This is a genomic window from Planococcus sp. ISL-109 (assembly GCF_018613655.1).
GTDB lineage: Bacteria > Bacillota > Bacilli > Bacillales_A > Planococcaceae > Planococcus.
The window spans coordinates 51,582-68,684 of the sequence record NZ_JAGGPW010000011.1 but is presented as its reverse complement, the minus strand read 5'-3'; the positions used below and the strand labels follow the sequence as shown (position 1 = coordinate 68,684).

At 48.9% G+C, this 17,103-nt stretch carries 16 protein-coding genes; 12 read left to right on the top strand and 4 right to left on the bottom strand.

Annotated features, from left to right (window positions below):
• Positions 1–13 precede the first annotated feature (13 nt).
• The 9 genes from J7E21_RS09855 to J7E21_RS09815 all read left to right on the top strand — a co-directional run bounded on the left by J7E21_RS09855 (position 14) and on the right by J7E21_RS09815 (position 8,737).
• The gene (locus J7E21_RS09855; RefSeq protein ID WP_215107152.1) at positions 14–577 is read left to right on the top strand and encodes an NADPH-dependent FMN reductase; all 564 of its coding nucleotides are present in this window, start codon (positions 14–16) and stop codon (positions 575–577) included.
• A 143-nt stretch (positions 578–720) separates the two neighbouring features.
• Positions 721–2,880 carry a DNA topoisomerase III gene (locus tag J7E21_RS09850; protein ID WP_215107119.1) on the top strand — a complete coding sequence of 720 codons (2,160 nt, stop codon included), beginning with the start codon at positions 721–723 and terminating at the stop codon, positions 2,878–2,880.
• Positions 2,881–2,894: 14 nt separating this feature from the next.
• Complete coding sequence (gene ybaK / locus J7E21_RS09845) at positions 2,895–3,383, top strand: Cys-tRNA(Pro) deacylase (protein ID WP_215107117.1); 489 nt, start codon at positions 2,895–2,897, stop codon at positions 3,381–3,383.
• A gap of 56 nt (positions 3,384–3,439) precedes the next feature.
• Positions 3,440–4,084 (top strand): YczE/YyaS/YitT family protein, encoded by a 645-nt coding sequence (locus tag J7E21_RS09840; protein ID WP_215107115.1) that lies wholly within the window; start codon positions 3,440–3,442, stop codon positions 4,082–4,084.
• Between the two features lie 162 nt (positions 4,085–4,246).
• A complete protein-coding gene (locus tag J7E21_RS09835; RefSeq protein WP_215107113.1) occupies positions 4,247–4,882 on the top strand; it encodes a class I SAM-dependent methyltransferase in 636 nt (211 codons plus the stop codon).
• Between the two features lie 13 nt (positions 4,883–4,895).
• Complete coding sequence (locus tag J7E21_RS09830) at positions 4,896–5,369, top strand: S-ribosylhomocysteine lyase (RefSeq protein ID WP_215107111.1); 474 nt, start codon at positions 4,896–4,898, stop codon at positions 5,367–5,369.
• An 11-nt stretch (positions 5,370–5,380) separates the two neighbouring features.
• Complete coding sequence (locus J7E21_RS09825) at positions 5,381–6,319, top strand: PLP-dependent cysteine synthase family protein (protein WP_215107109.1); 939 nt, start codon at positions 5,381–5,383, stop codon at positions 6,317–6,319.
• Positions 6,316–7,449 (top strand): bifunctional cystathionine gamma-lyase/homocysteine desulfhydrase, encoded by a 1,134-nt coding sequence (locus J7E21_RS09820; protein ID WP_215107107.1) that lies wholly within the window; start codon positions 6,316–6,318, stop codon positions 7,447–7,449. The genes J7E21_RS09825 and J7E21_RS09820 overlap by 4 nt, the downstream gene beginning before the upstream one ends.
• Before the next feature lie 97 nt (positions 7,450–7,546).
• Positions 7,547–8,737: a glycine C-acetyltransferase gene (locus J7E21_RS09815; protein ID WP_215107104.1), complete on the top strand. Its 1,191-nt coding sequence runs from the start codon at positions 7,547–7,549 to the stop codon at positions 8,735–8,737.
• 877 nt (positions 8,738–9,614) lie between these two features.
• On the opposite strand, the gene J7E21_RS09810 is transcribed toward J7E21_RS09815, so the two are convergent.
• Positions 9,615–10,814: a M20 metallopeptidase family protein gene (locus J7E21_RS09810; RefSeq protein ID WP_215107102.1), complete on the bottom strand. Its 1,200-nt coding sequence runs from the start codon at positions 10,812–10,814 to the stop codon at positions 9,615–9,617.
• Between the two features lie 149 nt (positions 10,815–10,963).
• Here J7E21_RS09810 and J7E21_RS09805 point away from each other — a divergent pair, with 149 nt between their 5' ends.
• Positions 10,964–12,088, top strand: coding sequence for a mandelate racemase/muconate lactonizing enzyme family protein (locus tag J7E21_RS09805; protein ID WP_215107100.1), 1,125 nt, complete (start codon positions 10,964–10,966; stop codon positions 12,086–12,088).
• Positions 12,089–12,091: 3 nt separating this feature from the next.
• Positions 12,092–13,492 carry a YfcC family protein gene (locus tag J7E21_RS09800; RefSeq protein ID WP_215107150.1) on the top strand — a complete coding sequence of 467 codons (1,401 nt, stop codon included), beginning with the start codon at positions 12,092–12,094 and terminating at the stop codon, positions 13,490–13,492.
• 44 nt (positions 13,493–13,536) lie between these two features.
• On the opposite strand, the gene J7E21_RS09795 is transcribed toward J7E21_RS09800, so the two are convergent.
• From J7E21_RS09795 to J7E21_RS09785, 3 genes are read right to left on the bottom strand one after another with little or no spacing between them, the layout of a single operon-like run.
• Positions 13,537–14,286 carry an amino acid ABC transporter ATP-binding protein gene (locus J7E21_RS09795; protein ID WP_215107098.1) on the bottom strand — a complete coding sequence of 250 codons (750 nt, stop codon included), beginning with the start codon at positions 14,284–14,286 and terminating at the stop codon, positions 13,537–13,539.
• 32 nt (positions 14,287–14,318) lie between these two features.
• Complete coding sequence (locus J7E21_RS09790) at positions 14,319–15,020, bottom strand: amino acid ABC transporter permease (protein ID WP_215107096.1); 702 nt, start codon at positions 15,018–15,020, stop codon at positions 14,319–14,321.
• On the bottom strand, positions 15,007–15,825 hold the full coding sequence (locus tag J7E21_RS09785) for an amino acid ABC transporter substrate-binding protein (protein ID WP_215107094.1): 819 nt from the start codon (positions 15,823–15,825) through the stop codon (positions 15,007–15,009). The genes J7E21_RS09790 and J7E21_RS09785 overlap by 14 nt, the downstream gene beginning before the upstream one ends.
• 239 nt (positions 15,826–16,064) lie before the next feature.
• Here J7E21_RS09785 and J7E21_RS09780 point away from each other — a divergent pair, with 239 nt between their 5' ends.
• Positions 16,065–17,009, top strand: a complete 945-nt coding sequence (locus tag J7E21_RS09780) for an L-threonine 3-dehydrogenase (RefSeq protein WP_215107092.1) — start codon at positions 16,065–16,067, stop codon at positions 17,007–17,009.
• Positions 17,010–17,103 lie beyond the last annotated feature (94 nt).

The following is a 17,103-nucleotide window of genomic DNA, read 5'->3' as shown; positions in this document are numbered from 1 at the left end:
AGGATTCAGGATGATGAAGATTTTATTGGTGGATGGAACAATCATCGGGCGCAAGACCGGCGTCGTATTGGAACAGGTCAAAATCTATCTGGAGCAATCGAACCCGGAGATGGAATTGAGCATTTTGAGCATGAGTGATTATGAGCATCAATTCGTCGATGGCCGCCCAACAGCGGAATACAACGATAGCATGCGCGAAATGGTGCGCAGGTTTGAAGAGGCGGATGGTTATATTATCGCTTCCCCAATTTTTCAGGGATCGATTCCAGGCGTTTTGAAAAACGCATTCGATATGCTGCACCCGCGCACAATGCGCTATAAGCCGGTATCAATCGTTGCAAACGGCGGCACAAATCAGCATCATTTGGTTATTGAGAACCAGTTGAAGCCGATTCTCGATTATTTCCGCTGCTTGGTGACACCGAATTACGTCTATACGCATACGAGTCATTTCGACGACATGAATGCAATCATCAACGAAGACGTACACAAACGTCTGCGCGAACTCGCCCGCGTGTTCGTCCAATACGCGGAAATGAGCACGCACTTGTCGAAAGAAGCACTCGATAAACCATGAAAAAAACCTCCTCCGGGAGGTTTTTTTCATGGTATTGCATAATGAAGCCGGTTGTTCAAAGAGAGAAGAACGTGAGAGTGTCCTCTGCACAAGAGCGGGGAGAAGATGATATACTAGACGCTGTAGAAAAGGGGTTTTAGCTTATGAAATCAGTAGTTCTTGCAGAAAAACCATCCGTTGCGCGCGATATTGCGCGAGTGCTCGGATGCTCACAAAAAGGAAACGGCTTTCTAGAAGGAAAACAATATATCGTCACCTGGGCACTCGGCCATTTGGTGACGCACGCACAGCCGGAGCAATACAATAACGACTTTAAAGAATGGAAGATGGAAAATTTGCCCATTATTCCAGAGCCGTTCAAGCTCGTGCCGATCAAGCAAACGATGAAGCAATACAATGCGGTTAAAGCACAGCTCACTCGTGGAGACGTGAATGAAGTCATCATCGCGACCGATGCCGGGCGGGAAGGGGAACTGGTCGCCCGCTGGATTTTGGAGCAAGCGAAAATCAACAAACCAATCAAGCGGCTATGGATTTCCTCTGTTACCGATAAAGCGATTCAAGACGGCTTCCACAACTTAAAAGACGGCAAGGCGTATGAAAATCTGTACCAGGCAGCGGTTGCCCGTGCCGAAGCCGACTGGGTCGTCGGCATCAATGCGACGCGCGCGTTGACGGTGAAGCATAATGCCCAATTGTCGACAGGACGCGTGCAGACGCCGACGCTTGCGATGATTGCGGCGCGCGAAAACGACATCCGCAACTTCCAGCCGAAATCGTACTACGGGCTTCAAGCAATCAGCGATAAAGCAGCATTCACATGGACAGATGGCAAATCTTCGCAGTGTTTCGATAAAGAAAAAATCGATCAATTATTCGCCAAGCTCGACGAGGCAAATAAAGGGAACGTGACGGACGTCAAAGTGACACCGAAAAAACAGCCGGCCCCTCCCTTGTTTGATTTGACCGAATTGCAAAAAGAAGCGTATAAGCGCTATAGCTGGTCAGCAAAAGAAACGCTCAACACTTTGCAGAATCTCTATGAGCGCTACAAAATCGTTACGTATCCGCGTACCGATTCCAAGCATTTGACGAGCGATATGAAAAGCACGCTGAAAGATCACATCAAAGCGGTGCAGGTCGGTGAATACCGTTCGCTCGCGAATACGGCATTAAAGAGTGCGGGAGTTCCTCAAAAAGGCGTCATCGATGACGCTAAAGTTTCCGATCATCACGCCATCATCCCGACGGAAGAAACGCCGCCGCTTCATGATCTCAGCGACAAGGAATACAAGCTTTACGATATGATCGTCCGCCGCTTTCTTGCGGTATTTCTGCCGCAGCACGAGTATGACCGGACGACCGTAAGCCTCGATGTGTCCGGCGAGACGTTCCAGGCAAAAGGCAATACAATCCGCGAAGAAGGTTGGAAACGCGTATACAAAGATGATGACGAAGCAGGCGATTCGACCTTGCCGGCATTCGAGCGAGGGCAGACGGTTGAGTTGAAAGGCATCACGCTGACGGAAGGCAAAACCAAACCGCCTGCTTTTTTCAATGAAGGAACACTGCTCGGCGCGATGGAAAATCCGTCTCAATTCATGGCGGGCGAATCGAAAGCGCTCATCCAGACGCTCGGCGAAACAGGCGGCCTCGGCACTGTCGCGACGCGAGCGGACGTTATCGATAAATTGTTCAATAGCTTCCTGATTGAGAAAAAGGGCAAAGACTTGACGGTCACATCCAAAGGGCGCCAATTATTGCAACTCGCTCCGGAAGATCTGAAATCGCCGAAACTGACGGCCGATTGGGAAACGCAATTGACGAAAATCGCCAAAGGCCAGCTGAAGAAAGAGCAATTCATGAAAGAAATGATTGCCTTTTCGGAAAAATCGGTTGCTGAAATCAAATCTAGCGACCAAAAATTCAAGCACGATAACATCACCGGCAAAATGTGCCCGGATTGCGGCAAGCCGCTTCTTGAAGTGAACGGCAAACGCGGCAAGATGCACGTCTGTCAGGACCGCGAATGCGGATTCAAGAAAAATGTTTCCATGCAGACGAATGCCCGCTGCCCGAACTGCCATAAGCGCATGGACATGGTCGGAGACGGCGACAACAAAATGTTCGTCTGCAAATGCGGACACCGGGAAAAACTTTCGGCATTTGAAAAACGCAAAAAATCAAGCCAGTCAAAAGCGAATAAAAAAGACGTCAATCAATTTATGAATAAACAGGACGAGCCGCCGCAAAATACGGCAATGGCTGACGCCTTGAAAAAATTGCTCGAACAAAAAGACTGACAGGAGGTTGCAAGGTGGCGAAAAAAGCAGCAAAGACCAATGCCGCCCGCATACTCGACCGGGAAAAAATCGACTATGAGCCGATCCACTACAGCACGGACGACGGAAAAGTGGACGGTGTTTCCGTTGCCGCAAAAATCGATTATCCGGTTCAAGCCGTCTACAAAACACTTGTAGCAGCGGGTTCTTCTAAAAATCATTATGTATTTCTAGTGCCTGTCGCAGAAGAATTGGATTTAAAACTGGCCGCCAAAGCGTGCGGCGAAAAGAAAATCGACTTAGTGCCGGTCAAAGAGATTTTGCCACTGACCGGTTATGTGCGCGGCGGCTGTTCGCCGATCGGCATGAAAAAGCCGTTTTCGACATTTATCGCCAGCGATGCAGCCTCCCTTGAAGAAATGATCGTCTCCGCCGGAAAAATCGGCGCCCAATTAAAGCTTTCGCCACAAGACTTGCTTCATGTGACAGGGGGGCAATGGGTGGAGTTGACGATGCAATCGTGAACCATCCCTTTTCGTTTTAAGCAGCGGAAAGGATAGACAAGAAAGAAGGATAAATAATGAACGTAGCTTTGTATTATCGATGGCTGTTTTTTCTCATCGGAATGATGTTTCTAGGTCTTGGCATTTCCATGACTATTAAAGGCGACCGCCTCGGCATCGGGCCGTGGGATGTATTGCATGTCGGATTGTATCAGAATTTCGGATTGACGATTGGTTCATGGTCGATTATAGCGGGCTTTACGCTGATCAGCCTCACATCTCTTGTACGCCGCAGATGGCCGCAATTCGGAACGTGGCTGAATATGCTGCTGATCGGTTTGTTTATTGATTTATTCAATTTCCTCATTCCGGATATCCATTCGCTGATCGGCCACATCCTCATTTTTACAGCGGGGATCTTTGTCATGGGCTATGGTGTCGGCATGTACGTCTCACCGAAAATGGGGGCCGGTCCTCGGGATGACCTGATGCTGATTTTGGTCCAAAAAACAGGGTTCAGCGTCAGCACGATCCGCACCGCGATTGAAATGACAGTTGCGGTGCTCGGCTGGATGCTCGGTGGACCGGTCGGTATCGGCACCGTAGTGATCGCACTGCTGGTCGGGCGAATCGTTCAAAAGTCGCTCGTGCAAAGCGAAACCTTATTGAAGTGGCTGATATTAAAGCATCAAGATGACTTGCCGTCTATTTTGAAAATATAAAGGAACAAGGCCCGGCGCTTGCTGGGTCTTTTCTTATGCGGAAAAAATCAAGTCGTCGAAAACCGTGGCAGTTGAACTGGAGAAATGCATATGTTATAAATAATACCAAGTAAAACTATTGGTTTTATGTATAATAACATCTAAGAGAGCGGGAGTTCAACTATGGGAAGAGAATTTGTCGGGATTTTTGATGAATGGGTGCATACCTACGATGAGTCAGTGAGCGGGAAAGATCCGGAATATGAAGCAGTTTTTAAAAACTACCAGGAGATTCTGTTGGCTGTCGCGAAGAAAGCAACAGGACCAGTCGTGGAATTCGGCGTCGGCACAGGCAATCTGACTGCAGCGCTCCTCCAGGAAGGGCTCGCAGTGACAGGCATTGAGCCGAACAACTCCATGCGCAACGTAGCGGGACAAAAGTTTCCCGAGCTCCATATAATGGACGGCGACTTTTTGGCGTTCGAGTTGCCGGTAAAGCCGCACAGTTTTGTTAGCAGTTATGCGTTCCATCATTTGACGGATGAAGAAAAAGCACAGGCGATCCAGCAGTACGCTTCGATTTTGCCGCCGTCAGGAAAAGTCGTGTTCGCCGATACCGTTTTCGAATCAGACGAAGCTAAACTTGGCCGAATCGTTTTCGAAGAAGCAGAAGGCCACGCTAACCTCGTCGAAGATTTAAAGCGCGAGCATTACACGACCGTGCCCGTATTTGAAATGATTTTTCAGGAACATGGGTTTGATGTCACATTCACACGTTTAAATGAGTACGTATTCTTAATCGATGCGACCAAACGATGAGAGGGAGATTTCAATGAAAAAAATGAATGTAGAAAGCTTTAACTTGGATCATACGAAAGTTGCAGCACCATATGTCCGCCTTGCCGGTGAGAAAGTCGGCGCAAACGGGGACACCATCAAAAAATACGATATCCGCTTCAAGCAACCGAACAAAGAACATATGGACATGCCGGGCCTTCACTCGCTCGAACATATGATGGCGGAGCATAGCCGCAACCATTCGGATCAAATTATCGACATCGGGCCGATGGGCTGCCAGACCGGTTTTTATTTATCTGTTATCAACCACGATGATTACGATGACATATTGCGGATTCTGGAATCGACTTTGCAAGACGTCATCGAAGCCGATGAAGTGCCGGCATGCAACGAAGTGCAATGCGGCTGGGCAGCAAGCCATAGCTTAGAAGGCGCACATGAACTGGCGCGCGAAATGCTTGCGAAAAAAGATGAGTGGCGCCAAGTATTCAAAGAAGAAACTGCATAAGGGGAATCAACATGAAATACGCAACAGAGATCCAGCAATTGATCGGCCATACGCCGGTGCTTGAACTGACACATAGCGACATCCCGAACGGCTGCCGGATATTCGCCAAATTGGAGTTTTTCAATCCGGGCGGCAGCGTCAAAGACCGGCTCGGTGTAGCCTTGATTGCGGATGCGGAACAGCGCGGCCTGCTCAAGCCAGGCGGCACGATTGTCGAACCGACTGCCGGCAATACAGGCATCGGCCTGGCGATTGCGGCAATCGGCAAAGGCTATCGCTTGAAATTGGTCGTCCCGCAAAAATTCAGCATGGAAAAACAAACACTCATGCGCGCACTCGGAGCGGAAGTGATCAACACCCCGACGGCTGATGGAATAAAAGGCGCAATCAAAAAAGCGGCAGAAATTGCCGAGCAGCAAAGGGCTTTCATGCCGGCGCAGTTCGCAAATTCTGCCAATCCGGAAACTTACGTCCAGACGCTTGGTCCGGAGATGTGGGACCAACTGGACGGAAACATCGATATCTTTGTCGCAGGCGCAGGGTCAGGCGGTACGTTTATGGGAACATCCCGCTTTTTGAAAACGCAAAATCCGAAAATCAAAACGGTTATCGTGGAACCGGAAGGCTCAATACTTAACGGCGGCGTGTCTGGACCACACAAGACAGAAGGAATCGGCATGGAATTGATTCCGCCTTTTATGGACACGCAGTACTTCGACGCCATCCACACGATTACCGATAAAGCGGCGTTTGCAGCAGTGCGTGAACTTGCGGAAAAAGAAGGGCTTCTTGTCGGCAGTTCATCGGGTGCGGCATTTGTCGCAGCGATGAAAGAAGCGGAGAACGCCCCATTCGGCAGCTGCATAGCTACGGTCTTTGCAGATTCGAGCGAGCGTTATTTGAGCCAAGACATTTATGGTGCTCTTTTGGAGGAGGAACAACAACAATGAAACCGAAAACAAGATTGATCCATGGCGGCATATTTGGAGACGAAGCGACAGGCGCCGTTTCGACACCGATTTATCAAGTGAGCACGTATAAACAGGAAGCCGTCGGCAAGTTCAAAGGCTATGAATATTCACGCACCGGCAATCCGACGCGCCATGCGCTTGAAGAATTGATTGCAGATGTCGAATACGGCCATGCCGGCTTTGCTTTTAGTTCCGGGATGGCAGCGATTTCTTCTGTCATGATGATGTTTTCAGCAGGAGATCATGTCATTTTGACGGACGATGTCTACGGAGGCACATACCGCGTCATAAACAAAGTGCTGAACCGCTTCGGACTCGAATTTACATTCGTTGATACGGGCGACTTGGAACAAGTAAAAGGCGCTCTACAGGACAACACGAAAGCGGTCTTTATTGAAACGCCGACAAATCCGCTTTTGAAAGTGACGGATATCGAAAAAGTGGCAGCTTTCGCTAAGCAAAATGACCTTCTGACGATTGTCGACAATACATTTATGACCCCTTATTTCCAGAATCCGATCTCTCTAGGGGCTGATATCGTCTTGCATAGCGCGACGAAATATATAGGGGGCCATAGTGATGTCGTGGCGGGGCTTGTAGTGGTCAATACACCAGAGCTCGCAGAAGAACTGCATTTCGTCCAAAATTCAATCGGCGCAATTCTCGGGCCGCAGGATTCATGGCTGTTGATGCGCGGATTGAAAACGCTCGGAATCCGCATGGACGAAACAAATGCTAATGCCCAGAAAATAGCGGAATTCCTGGACCAGCATGAGGCGGTCGAAAGGGTCCTTTACCCAGGACTCGATAGCCATCCAGGAAAAGCGTTGATGGAAAAACAAGCGCACGGCTTCGGCGGCATGATCTCATTTGACGTCGGCAGCAAAGAAAAAGCTGGCGCATTACTTTCAAAACTGAAATATTTCACCTTGGCGGAAAGTTTAGGTGCGGTGGAAAGCCTCATTTCCGTTCCAGCGCAAATGACGCACGCTTCGATTCCAGAAGAACGCCGTGCAGAGCTTGGCATTACAGAAGGCTTGGTCCGAATCTCTGTCGGCATTGAAGACGTGGAAGATTTGATTGAAGATTTACAAGCAGCCTTGGAATAAGGGTTAGGAAAAGCGGGCCTAGGCCCGCTTTTTCTTTTGGAAAAAATGGCGATATGATAAGATGGAGACAGAACTTGTTTTTGAAAGGAAGAGGACTTTGTCAAAAAAATTAGATGCATTTTTGGAAGAAAATTTAACTGAACTGAAAGAGCAAGGTCTATATAATGAAATCGATCCGGTGGAAGGTCCGAACGGAGCAGTCATCAAAATCGGTGGCCAGGACTTGATCAACTTATCGTCAAACAACTACCTTGGGCTTGCGACAGACGAGGATTTGAAAAAAGTGGCGATTGAAGCGATCAAAGAGTACGGTGTAGGCTCGGGTGCGGTTCGTACAATCAACGGGACGCTTGACCTTCACGTGACTTTGGAAGAAAAACTGGCTGAGTTCAAAGGAACTGAAGCGGCGATTTCATTCCAATCCGGCTTCAACTGCAATATGGCGGCGATTTCTGCAGTCATGGACAAAAACGATGCGATTCTGTCTGATCAATTGAACCACGCATCAATCATCGACGGCTGCCGCTTGTCGAAAGCGAAAATCATCGCGTTCAAGCATTCCGATATGGAAGACTTGCGCCTAAAAGCGAAAGAAGCGACGGAGTCAGGTCTTTACAATAAAGTGATGATCATCACAGACGGCGTCTTCTCGATGGACGGCGATATTGCGAAGCTTCCGGAAATCGTTGAAATCGCAAAAGAATTCGACTTGATTACGTATGTCGATGACGCGCATGGTTCAGGCGTTACCGGCAAAGGGAAAGGCACTGTGAAGCATTTCGGTTTAGAAAAAGAAGTCGATATGCAGATGGGGACTCTTTCCAAAGCGGTCGGCGTTGTCGGCGGTTATGTAGCAGGTAAGAAACAACTGATCGACTGGTTGCGCGTGCGCTCCCGTCCGTTCTTGTTCTCTACGGCTGTGACACCTGGGGATGTTGCGGCGACGACTGCTGCAGTCCAAAAAATCATCGATTCGACTGAACTTCACGATAAGTTATGGGATAATGGCGATTATTTGAAGAAAGGCTTGAAAGAACTTGGCTTTGATATCGGCGCATCCGAAACACCGATCACGCCGTGCATCATCGGTGATGAGAAGCTGACTCAGCAATTCTCGAAGCGTTTGTTTGATGAAGGTGTCTATGCGAAATCGATTGTCTTCCCGACGGTTCCACGCGGCACAGGACGTGTGCGCAATATGCCGACAGCAGCGCATACGAAAGAAATGCTCGACGAAGCGATTGAGACTTACGCTAAAGTAGGAAAAGAATTAAACATCATCAAATAATACGAAACCCGCACGGCTCACTGAGCTGTGCGGGTTTTTCTATGGTTTTTAGAAATATCAGTAAATGTGTAAGGGGTGGAGACTGCGCTCCAAGCGGACGCTTTCCGGAGGGCTCGCATTGAGCCGCTTCGTCACTGGCACCAAAACCGTCCTGCTCAACTCTCACGAAGTTCGAGCTTCGCAAACGAATGAGTTCAGCAATGCCTCACTCATTCGCTTGCAGGGTCTCAATTGTCTCGCTAATCCTCCCCGGAGTCGCCGCTTTCTGCTTCATCTCAAGATTTATAGTGGAAATGAAATTTATCACTTTTCAAAGCAGCAAGTTAGCAATAATATTACTTTGTTATTTTCTATTTCTATTTCACTGAAAGTTTTTCACATCCGCAAAAGTGAAGTTGGTTTCCAGTGTTTGCTAGCTAGACAAGTGGTTCTAGAATTCTACCCTCACAACACGAACTAAGCGAACTAACCAAAGGCGGACGAAAGATATAGAACTGGACACACTTCGCCTGCCTGAACCAAAGGAATCTAACAGCCATCGCGCATTTAAGGGTGAGCCGAAGCAATGAGACAGCGGTTTTTGCTGGCTCATTGCGGGAGGCCAACCCAAAGCGAGGTGGCGAATTCCGGTATGATGCTAAACAAAAAAACCGAGCAGAATCACACATCAAGTCAAACTCCTGCATCACAACACGAACTAAGCGAACTATCCAAAGGCGAACGAATCATATGAAACTAAACACATCTCAGCCACCTTATTCAAAGGGATCTACCAACCACTGCGCGTAGAAGGATGATTCTCCTACCTGTTAAACTCCAGAACGCATTTCCAACTAAAAAAATCCCCGCATAAGCTATGAGCTATGCGGGGAATCGCTTATTGTGCAGAATCGGTTTCTGCTTGCTGTGCGTTGAAATAGATGGCAGCAAACACTTTGGCTGTTGTGTTCATCGCTTGTTCGTTAAAGTCGAAGTTTTCATGGTGATGCGGATAAACGAGTGCGTCGTCTTCCATTTTCGCGCCGATAAAAAAGAAAGCGCCAGGTTTTGCTTGCGTATAATAAGAAAAATCTTCCACCGGCATGATTGGAGCGATGTCGATAACATTTTCTTCGCCTACGACAGGACGGGACGCATTGCGAATGATTTCCGCCGCTTCCGGGTGATTCCACAACGAGTCATAACCGGTTTCGACGATCACTTCAGCACGTGCGCCCATTGCTAGAGCAACGTTTTCTGCGATAGCGCGTACGCGTTCACTGGCAAGCTTGCGTAGTTCCGGATCGAATACTCGAATCGTTCCTTCCATGACTGCTTTGCTCGGGATGACGTTATCGGCATCGCCCGCGTGGAATTTGCCGATGGACACGACAAGTTGTTTTAGCGGATCGGCATCGCGGCTGACGACCGATTGCAAGGCGACCATAATGTGGCTCGCCGCTAAAATCGGGTCGGTGCCGGTATGCGGCTCAGCACCGTGGGTACCAGAACCGTAGACATTGATTTTGATTGCGTCTTCCGAAGCTTGCAAATAGCCGTCGCGGAGATAGACTTTGCCGGCGTCCATTTTGCTTTGGAGATGGGCACCGAAAACAAGATCGACACCGTCCAAGCAACCGTCTTCAATCATCGCGCGTGCACCGCCCGGGGACAGCTCCTCACCGAATTGGTGGATCAGGACGATGGTTCCCGGCAGTTCGTCTTTAATCGCCATCATCGCTTTGGCGAAACCGAGCAGTCCGGCAGTATGGCCGTCATGGCCGCAAGCGTGCATAACGCCTGGAATTGTTGATTTATACGGAACATCCTTTTGGTCGTCGATCGGCAAGGCGTCAAAGTCTGCACGGAAAGCGATCGTCTTGCCGGGCTTGCCTCCGCGTATCGTTCCGACGACACCACGTCCACCAACACCGCGGCGGACTTCGACGCCCAGTTCTTCTAGGCGATCAGCGATATAGGCTGGTGTTTCCACTTCCTGATGCGAGAGTTCAGGGTGCATATGCAGATAACGCCGAATTTCCACCATTTCTTCTTGCATGGAATCAATCAACGCATCGGTTTGTTTTATTAAGGTCATGATATTTTGCTCCTTTGTCATACGGAAATTTAAAAAAAGTCACTGACGCCATTATACGCCGTCTTTATTTGTGCATCAAAATTATTACTCTATTGGAAAAGAATTTATAGTATAATCATACAATACTATTTATAATTGGAGGTTTCCTTATGAAAATCACTCAAGCACGATTGTACGCAGTGCGCTTTCCGTTGCATGAACCGTTTATAATTTCTTATGCAACTTATCCGGATATGCCGTCATTGATTCTCGAACTCGAGACAGATAATGGATTGGTCGGCTACGGGGAAGCAGTGCCGGATGAGCACGTGACGGGCGAATATTTCACGGCGAGCTATGAAGTGCTGAAGGAATTGTTCCTCCCAGCAGTGATCGGCATGAATCCATTCGATATCGAAGCGATCCATCATAAAATGGATGGCATGTTGGCAGGCAACCCTGCTTCGAAAGCGGCGGTCGATATCGCTTGCTACGATTTGATGGGAAAAGCAGCGGGGCAGCCGGTTTACAACTTGCTCGGCGGACAGGCGAAGGACCAATTGTCATATCCGCGTGTTCTGAGTATTGAAGCGCCGCATATTATGGCAGAAAAAGCGAAAAAAGCAGTCGAAGCGGGCTATGGTTCATTGAAATTGAAGGTGGGGCAAGGCACTGCACAGCTCGATGTGGAGCGGATCTTGGCGGTTCGTGCAGAAGTGGGGGATGCTGTGCCGATCCGCGTGGATGTCAATCAAGGATGGCACTCCGTTGGAACAGCAGTGACGGCAATCCGCCAACTTGAAACTGCAGGGCTTAGTTGGGTCGAGCAGCCGATCCGCATGGGTGATATCCGCGGCCTTGCCGAAGTACGGCAGAAAACGGCTGTGCCGATCATGGCGGATGAGACGATTCAGTCGATGGAAGATCTGCTTGAAATTATCCGCCTCGATGCAGCAGATGTCATCAATATCAAATTGATGAAATGCGGTGGGATTTTCCACGCGGTACAAATGGCGAAAACGGCTGAAGCGGCAGGTATGCTGTGCCAGATCGGCTCGATGGTGGAATCATCTGTCGCTTCGAGTGCAGGCTATCATGCGGCCATGTCGCGGCGCAATATTGAAAGTACGGAACTTACAGGGCCATTATTGTTCAGCGAAGAAATCGGTGATTTGAAATATGAACATCCGCACGTCATTTTGAGTGGCAAGCCAGGGCTCGGGATTGAAGTTGACCGGAACAAGCTGGAGAAATTGACCGTCACATCTTGTGTTGTCGGAACAACTGAAGCATGACGACTGCAAAACCACAAAAAGGGAAAAAAAGGCGGAGATAGAATTCCGCATACATATGCTATTTTATTTTTGATTATGATTGCGGCGATGGTCGCGTCGTATTTAATTCCAGCAGGGCAGTACGAGCGTGAAGAAGTGGACGGCCGCACAATCGTCATTGACAATTCCTTTGCTGAAGTAGATCAAAGCCCGGTCGGGTTTTTTGAATTGTTCAAAGCGATTCCAACCGGGATGTCGGAAGCTTCGAATATCATTTTCTATATATTCCTAGTCGGTGGTGCATTCGGAATCATCCGGGCGACGGGTGCGATCGAGTCCGGAATCGCCAAAGCGGTCGACAAACTGGAGAAGCGTGAAAAACTGCTCATTCCAATTATCATGATTTTGTTTTCGATTTTAGGTGCTACCATCGGGATGGCGGAAGAGGTTATCATTTTCGTTCCGATCGGGATTGCGGTGGCACGGGCGATTGGTTTTGACGCGATGACAGGTACCGCGATGGTTTCTCTTGGTGCGGCGTCCGGCTTTATCGGCGGCATGCTCAATCCGTTCACTGTCGGGGTAGCACAAGGCATTGCAGAACTGCAGGTCTTCTCAGGAGTCGGCTTCCGTTTCGGCGCTTATATTTTCTTCCTGAGCTTTGCGATTTGGTACGTCATGCGCTATGCGGCGAAAGTGAAAAAAGACCCGACGCAAAGCGTCATCTACGAAATCGAGAAACGTGCGACGAAATCGTCGACAAAAGACCAAGCGGAGTTACTCGGTGCGTTCAACTGGCGTCACGGGATGGTGTTCTTATTCCTCGCAATCGGTCTCGGTGTCAACGTATACGGCGTATTCGAATGGGACTGGTTTTTGACGGAACTGGCAGCGTCCTTTGTCATCATCGGTTTTGCAGCCGGACTCATCGGCAATTTGGGCGTCAACCGAATGTTCGATGCGTTTGTCGACGGCATGAAACTGGTCGTCTTCGGGGCATTAATCGTCGGTTTTGCCCGCGCGATTTTGGTCATTATGGAGCAGGTCGTTATCATGGATACGATGATCCACGGCTTGGCGAGTGTCATTAGCGGCTTGCCGAATGCATTGACCGTCATCGGCATGTTCTTTACGCAAGTCGTCATCAACTTCTTCATCCCTTCCGGAAGCGGGCAGGCGGCAACTACGATGCCAATCATGACGCCTTTGTCGGATCTTCTGGCAATCGAGCGCCAAGTGGCCGTTCTTGCGTATCAATACGGAGATGGTATCACCAACTCCATCATTCCGACGTCTGCGGCATTGATGGGTTACTTGGCGGTTGCCGGTATCCCTTACGAGAAATGGGTGAAATTTGTCTGGAAGCTCGTCTTGGGTTGGCTCGTCATTGCACTTGTCGTAGCGGTCTCAATCGGCGTTTCATAAAACAACATAAAAAATCCCCAGCGCTAGTTGCGCTGGGGATTTTTCTAGATTGTGTCCGTGTTTTGGATCAAGTTCAAAAAGCGCTGTGTCCGTGGTTCCTGTGGACGGTTAAAGACAGCATCAGGAGTGCCGCGTTCGACGATACGTCCGCTGTCCATGAACAGTACCTCATCTGCGGCACCTTTTGCGAAACGCATTTCATGGGTCACGACGACCATCGTCATGCCTTCAGACGCCAGGTCTTTCATGACTTGCAGCACTTCGCCGACTAGTTCTGGGTCGAGCGCTGAAGTCGGCTCATCGAACAGCATCACTTTCGGCTCAAGTGCAAGTGCACGGGCGATGCCGACGCGCTGTTGCTGGCCGCCTGACAATTGATAAGGGTAGGCATCGGCTTTATCCGACAGCCCGACTTTTTCGAGCAGCGCCTGTGCTTTTTGCTCGGCTTGCTTTTTGTCTTTTTTCTGCACCGTCACAGGACCTTCCGTGATGTTTTCGAGCACGGTCATATGAGGGAACAGATTATAATGCTGGAACACCATGGCGGATTGTTTGCGGAACGCCATGATCTGTTTTTTCGACATCGGCTTCGAGAAGTCGGCGACGAGACCGCCGATTTCAACCGTCCCGGCGCTCGGTTTTTCAAGAATATTAAGGCAGCGGAGAAACGTCGTTTTCCCGGAACCGGAAGGGCCGATGACGACGATGGTCTGTCCTTTTTCGATGTTCACATCAATGCCTTTGAGCACTTCCAACTCGCCAAAGCTTTTATGCAAATTTGTAATTGAAATCATAATAAACTCCTATCTATGGGTCGGTCTATGGTTTAGCGGGAAACGTAGCGGTCAAAGCGGTTCTCCAATTGCCCTTGGACGAGTGACAGCGAGAAGCAGATGACCCAATAAATCACAGCTGCTTGGCCGTAAAGCAGCAAGAACTCATAATTGGTCGCTGCAATTTGCTGGGCCACTCGGAACATTTCTGTCACCAAAATCAAAGCTGCAAGGGAAGTGTCTTTGACTAGGCTGATAAATGTATTCGACAAAGGCGGCACGGAAACGCGCGAAGCCTGCGGCAAAATGACACGGCGCAAAGCTTGGGAATAGGACATGCCGATCGTATTGGCTGCTTCCCATTGCCCTTTTGGAATCGATAAAATAGCTGCGCGGATGACTTCCGATGCGTATGCGCCGACATTCAATGAGAATCCGATAACGGCAGCCGGAAACGGGTCGATGGTGACGCCGACTGTCGGCAAACCATAGAACAGGATAAACAATTGAACGAGCAGCGGTGTGCCCCGGATGATCGAGACATACACGCGCGCAATCCATTGCAGGATCCGAACGGTGGAAATGCGGGCAAGCGCGGTCAGCACCGCAAGGAATAGTCCGAGGATAAAAGAAATGACCGAAAGCGGCAAGGTGAATTGCACAGCCGCTTCGATCAAAGGCAAGAAAGAGGACTGAGCGATATCGCCCAGCCGTTCCATCCGTTCAGGGTTTGAAAAAATGCTATTCAAGTACATTTTCACCGAACCACTTATTGGAGATTTCTTCGTATGTGCCGTCTTCGATCATCTCAGCAAGTGCCTGATTAGCGGACTCGACGAGCGTGTCATTGCCTTTTCTGAACAATAAAGCGCTTTGTGCGGCATCGCCTGATTCATCGACGACTTTAATGCCAGCTTCCGGGCGCTGCTTTTGGAAATCAAGGACAGTCAGATTATCATTGATTGTCGCCTCGACGCGCCCGGAGTCCAATAGCTCGATTGCCTGGTTAAAGCCTTCGACACCTTCAAGTTCTGCGCCGTAAGAAGTGGCCATTTCCGCGTAATTACTCGTCAATGACTGAGCCGATAGTTTTCCTTCCAAATCATTGAAACTTTGGATTTCTTTATTGTCTTCCGCTACAACCAGAACGGCTGTAGAGGTAATGTATGGATCTGAGAAATCATAGCTTTCTTTGCGCTCGTCGTTAATGCCCACCTGATTGGCGACCATATCAAAGCGTTCCGCATCTAGTCCGGCAAACATAGCGTCCCATTGCGTTTCCAAGAATTCGGCTTCGACGCCGAGGCGTTCCGCAATTTCCCTGGCAATTTCAACGTCAAAGCCGGTCAGCTCTCCGGTATCGTCATGGAATGTGAAAGGCGGGTAAGTTCCTTCCGTTCCAACAACCAAGGTCCCTTCTTCCTGGATTTCAGCGAGCAAATCCGTTTCGCCTTCTATGCTGCTTCCTGAGTCTGTGTTGTCCGAATTACCGGAAGATCCGCAAGCTGCAAGAAATAGTGCAACTGCACCGATCGGCAAAAAAGCCCAATGTTTTTTCATTGATTGTTCCCCATTTCATCAAAATTTAGCCTTAACGGCGTTGTTCATCTATTTAATCATATTAAAGCTTATCTGTATAGTAGGTTTAATTGACGATTTAAAATAAGCAAAACCCATTGTTTTTTTAAAGAGAACAATTTATAATGACTCTAACGAAAAGCTTGATGTGCAAGTATTTATAGTTAATGAGTTGTCCTTTTGGAAAGGACAAATGTTTTATAGAAGAGGAGTGCTTGAAGATGGAACGAATTATGGTAACAGGAGCTTTAGGGCAGATCGGTTCGGAACTAGTAGGGAAATTGCGTGAAACTTACGGCACAGACAACGTATTGGCGACTGATATTCGCCCGTCCATTAATCAGGACGGACCTTTTGAGATTTTGGATGTGACGGATGCAGAACGCATGCTTAACTTAGCGAAAAATTTTAACGCAGACACGATGATCCACATGGCCGCAATATTGTCTGCCACTGCAGAAGAAAAGCCGCTTCTAGCATGGAATTTGAACATGGGCGGATTGGTCAATGCACTCGAAGCTGCCCGTGAACTCGGTATGCAATTTTTCACGCCGAGCTCGATCGGTGCATTTGGCCCTTCAACACCGAAAACCGATACGCCGCAAGATACGTTGCAGCGCCCGACGACGATGTATGGCGTCAATAAAGTGGCAGGCGAATTGCTGTGCGACTATTACTTCACCAAATTCGGCGTTGACACGCGCGGCCTTCGGTTCCCTGGATTGATTTCGAATGTAGCACCTCCAGGCGGCGGAACGACAGATTATGCCGTTGATATTTATTACCAGGCGATCGAAAGAGGCAGCTATACGTCCTATATCGCGGAAGGAACCCGCATGGACATGATGTATATGCCGGATGCCTTGCAGGCGATCATCGATTTGATGGAAGCGGATGCTGATAAGCTCGTTCACCGCAATGCCTTTAATGTGACTGCGATGAGTTTCGAACCGGAAGAAATCGCTGCATCGATCCGCAAGCACCTTTCAGACTTCAAGCTTAGCTATGATGTAGACCCGGTGCGCCAAGCAATTGCCGCCAGCTGGCCGGATAATATCGACGCAAGCGCCGCAAGACAAGAATGGGGTTTTAAAACCGCTTACGATTTAGACAAGATGACTGGCGATATGCTCAAAACCTTAAAGAAAAAACTTCAACAAGCCTAAAAAAACCAGACATTGCCAACCGGCTGTGTCTGGTTTTTTAGCTGTTCAATGATAAAGGCGCTTTCCCTTCAACTTGGAAAGCGCCTGTTGTCTG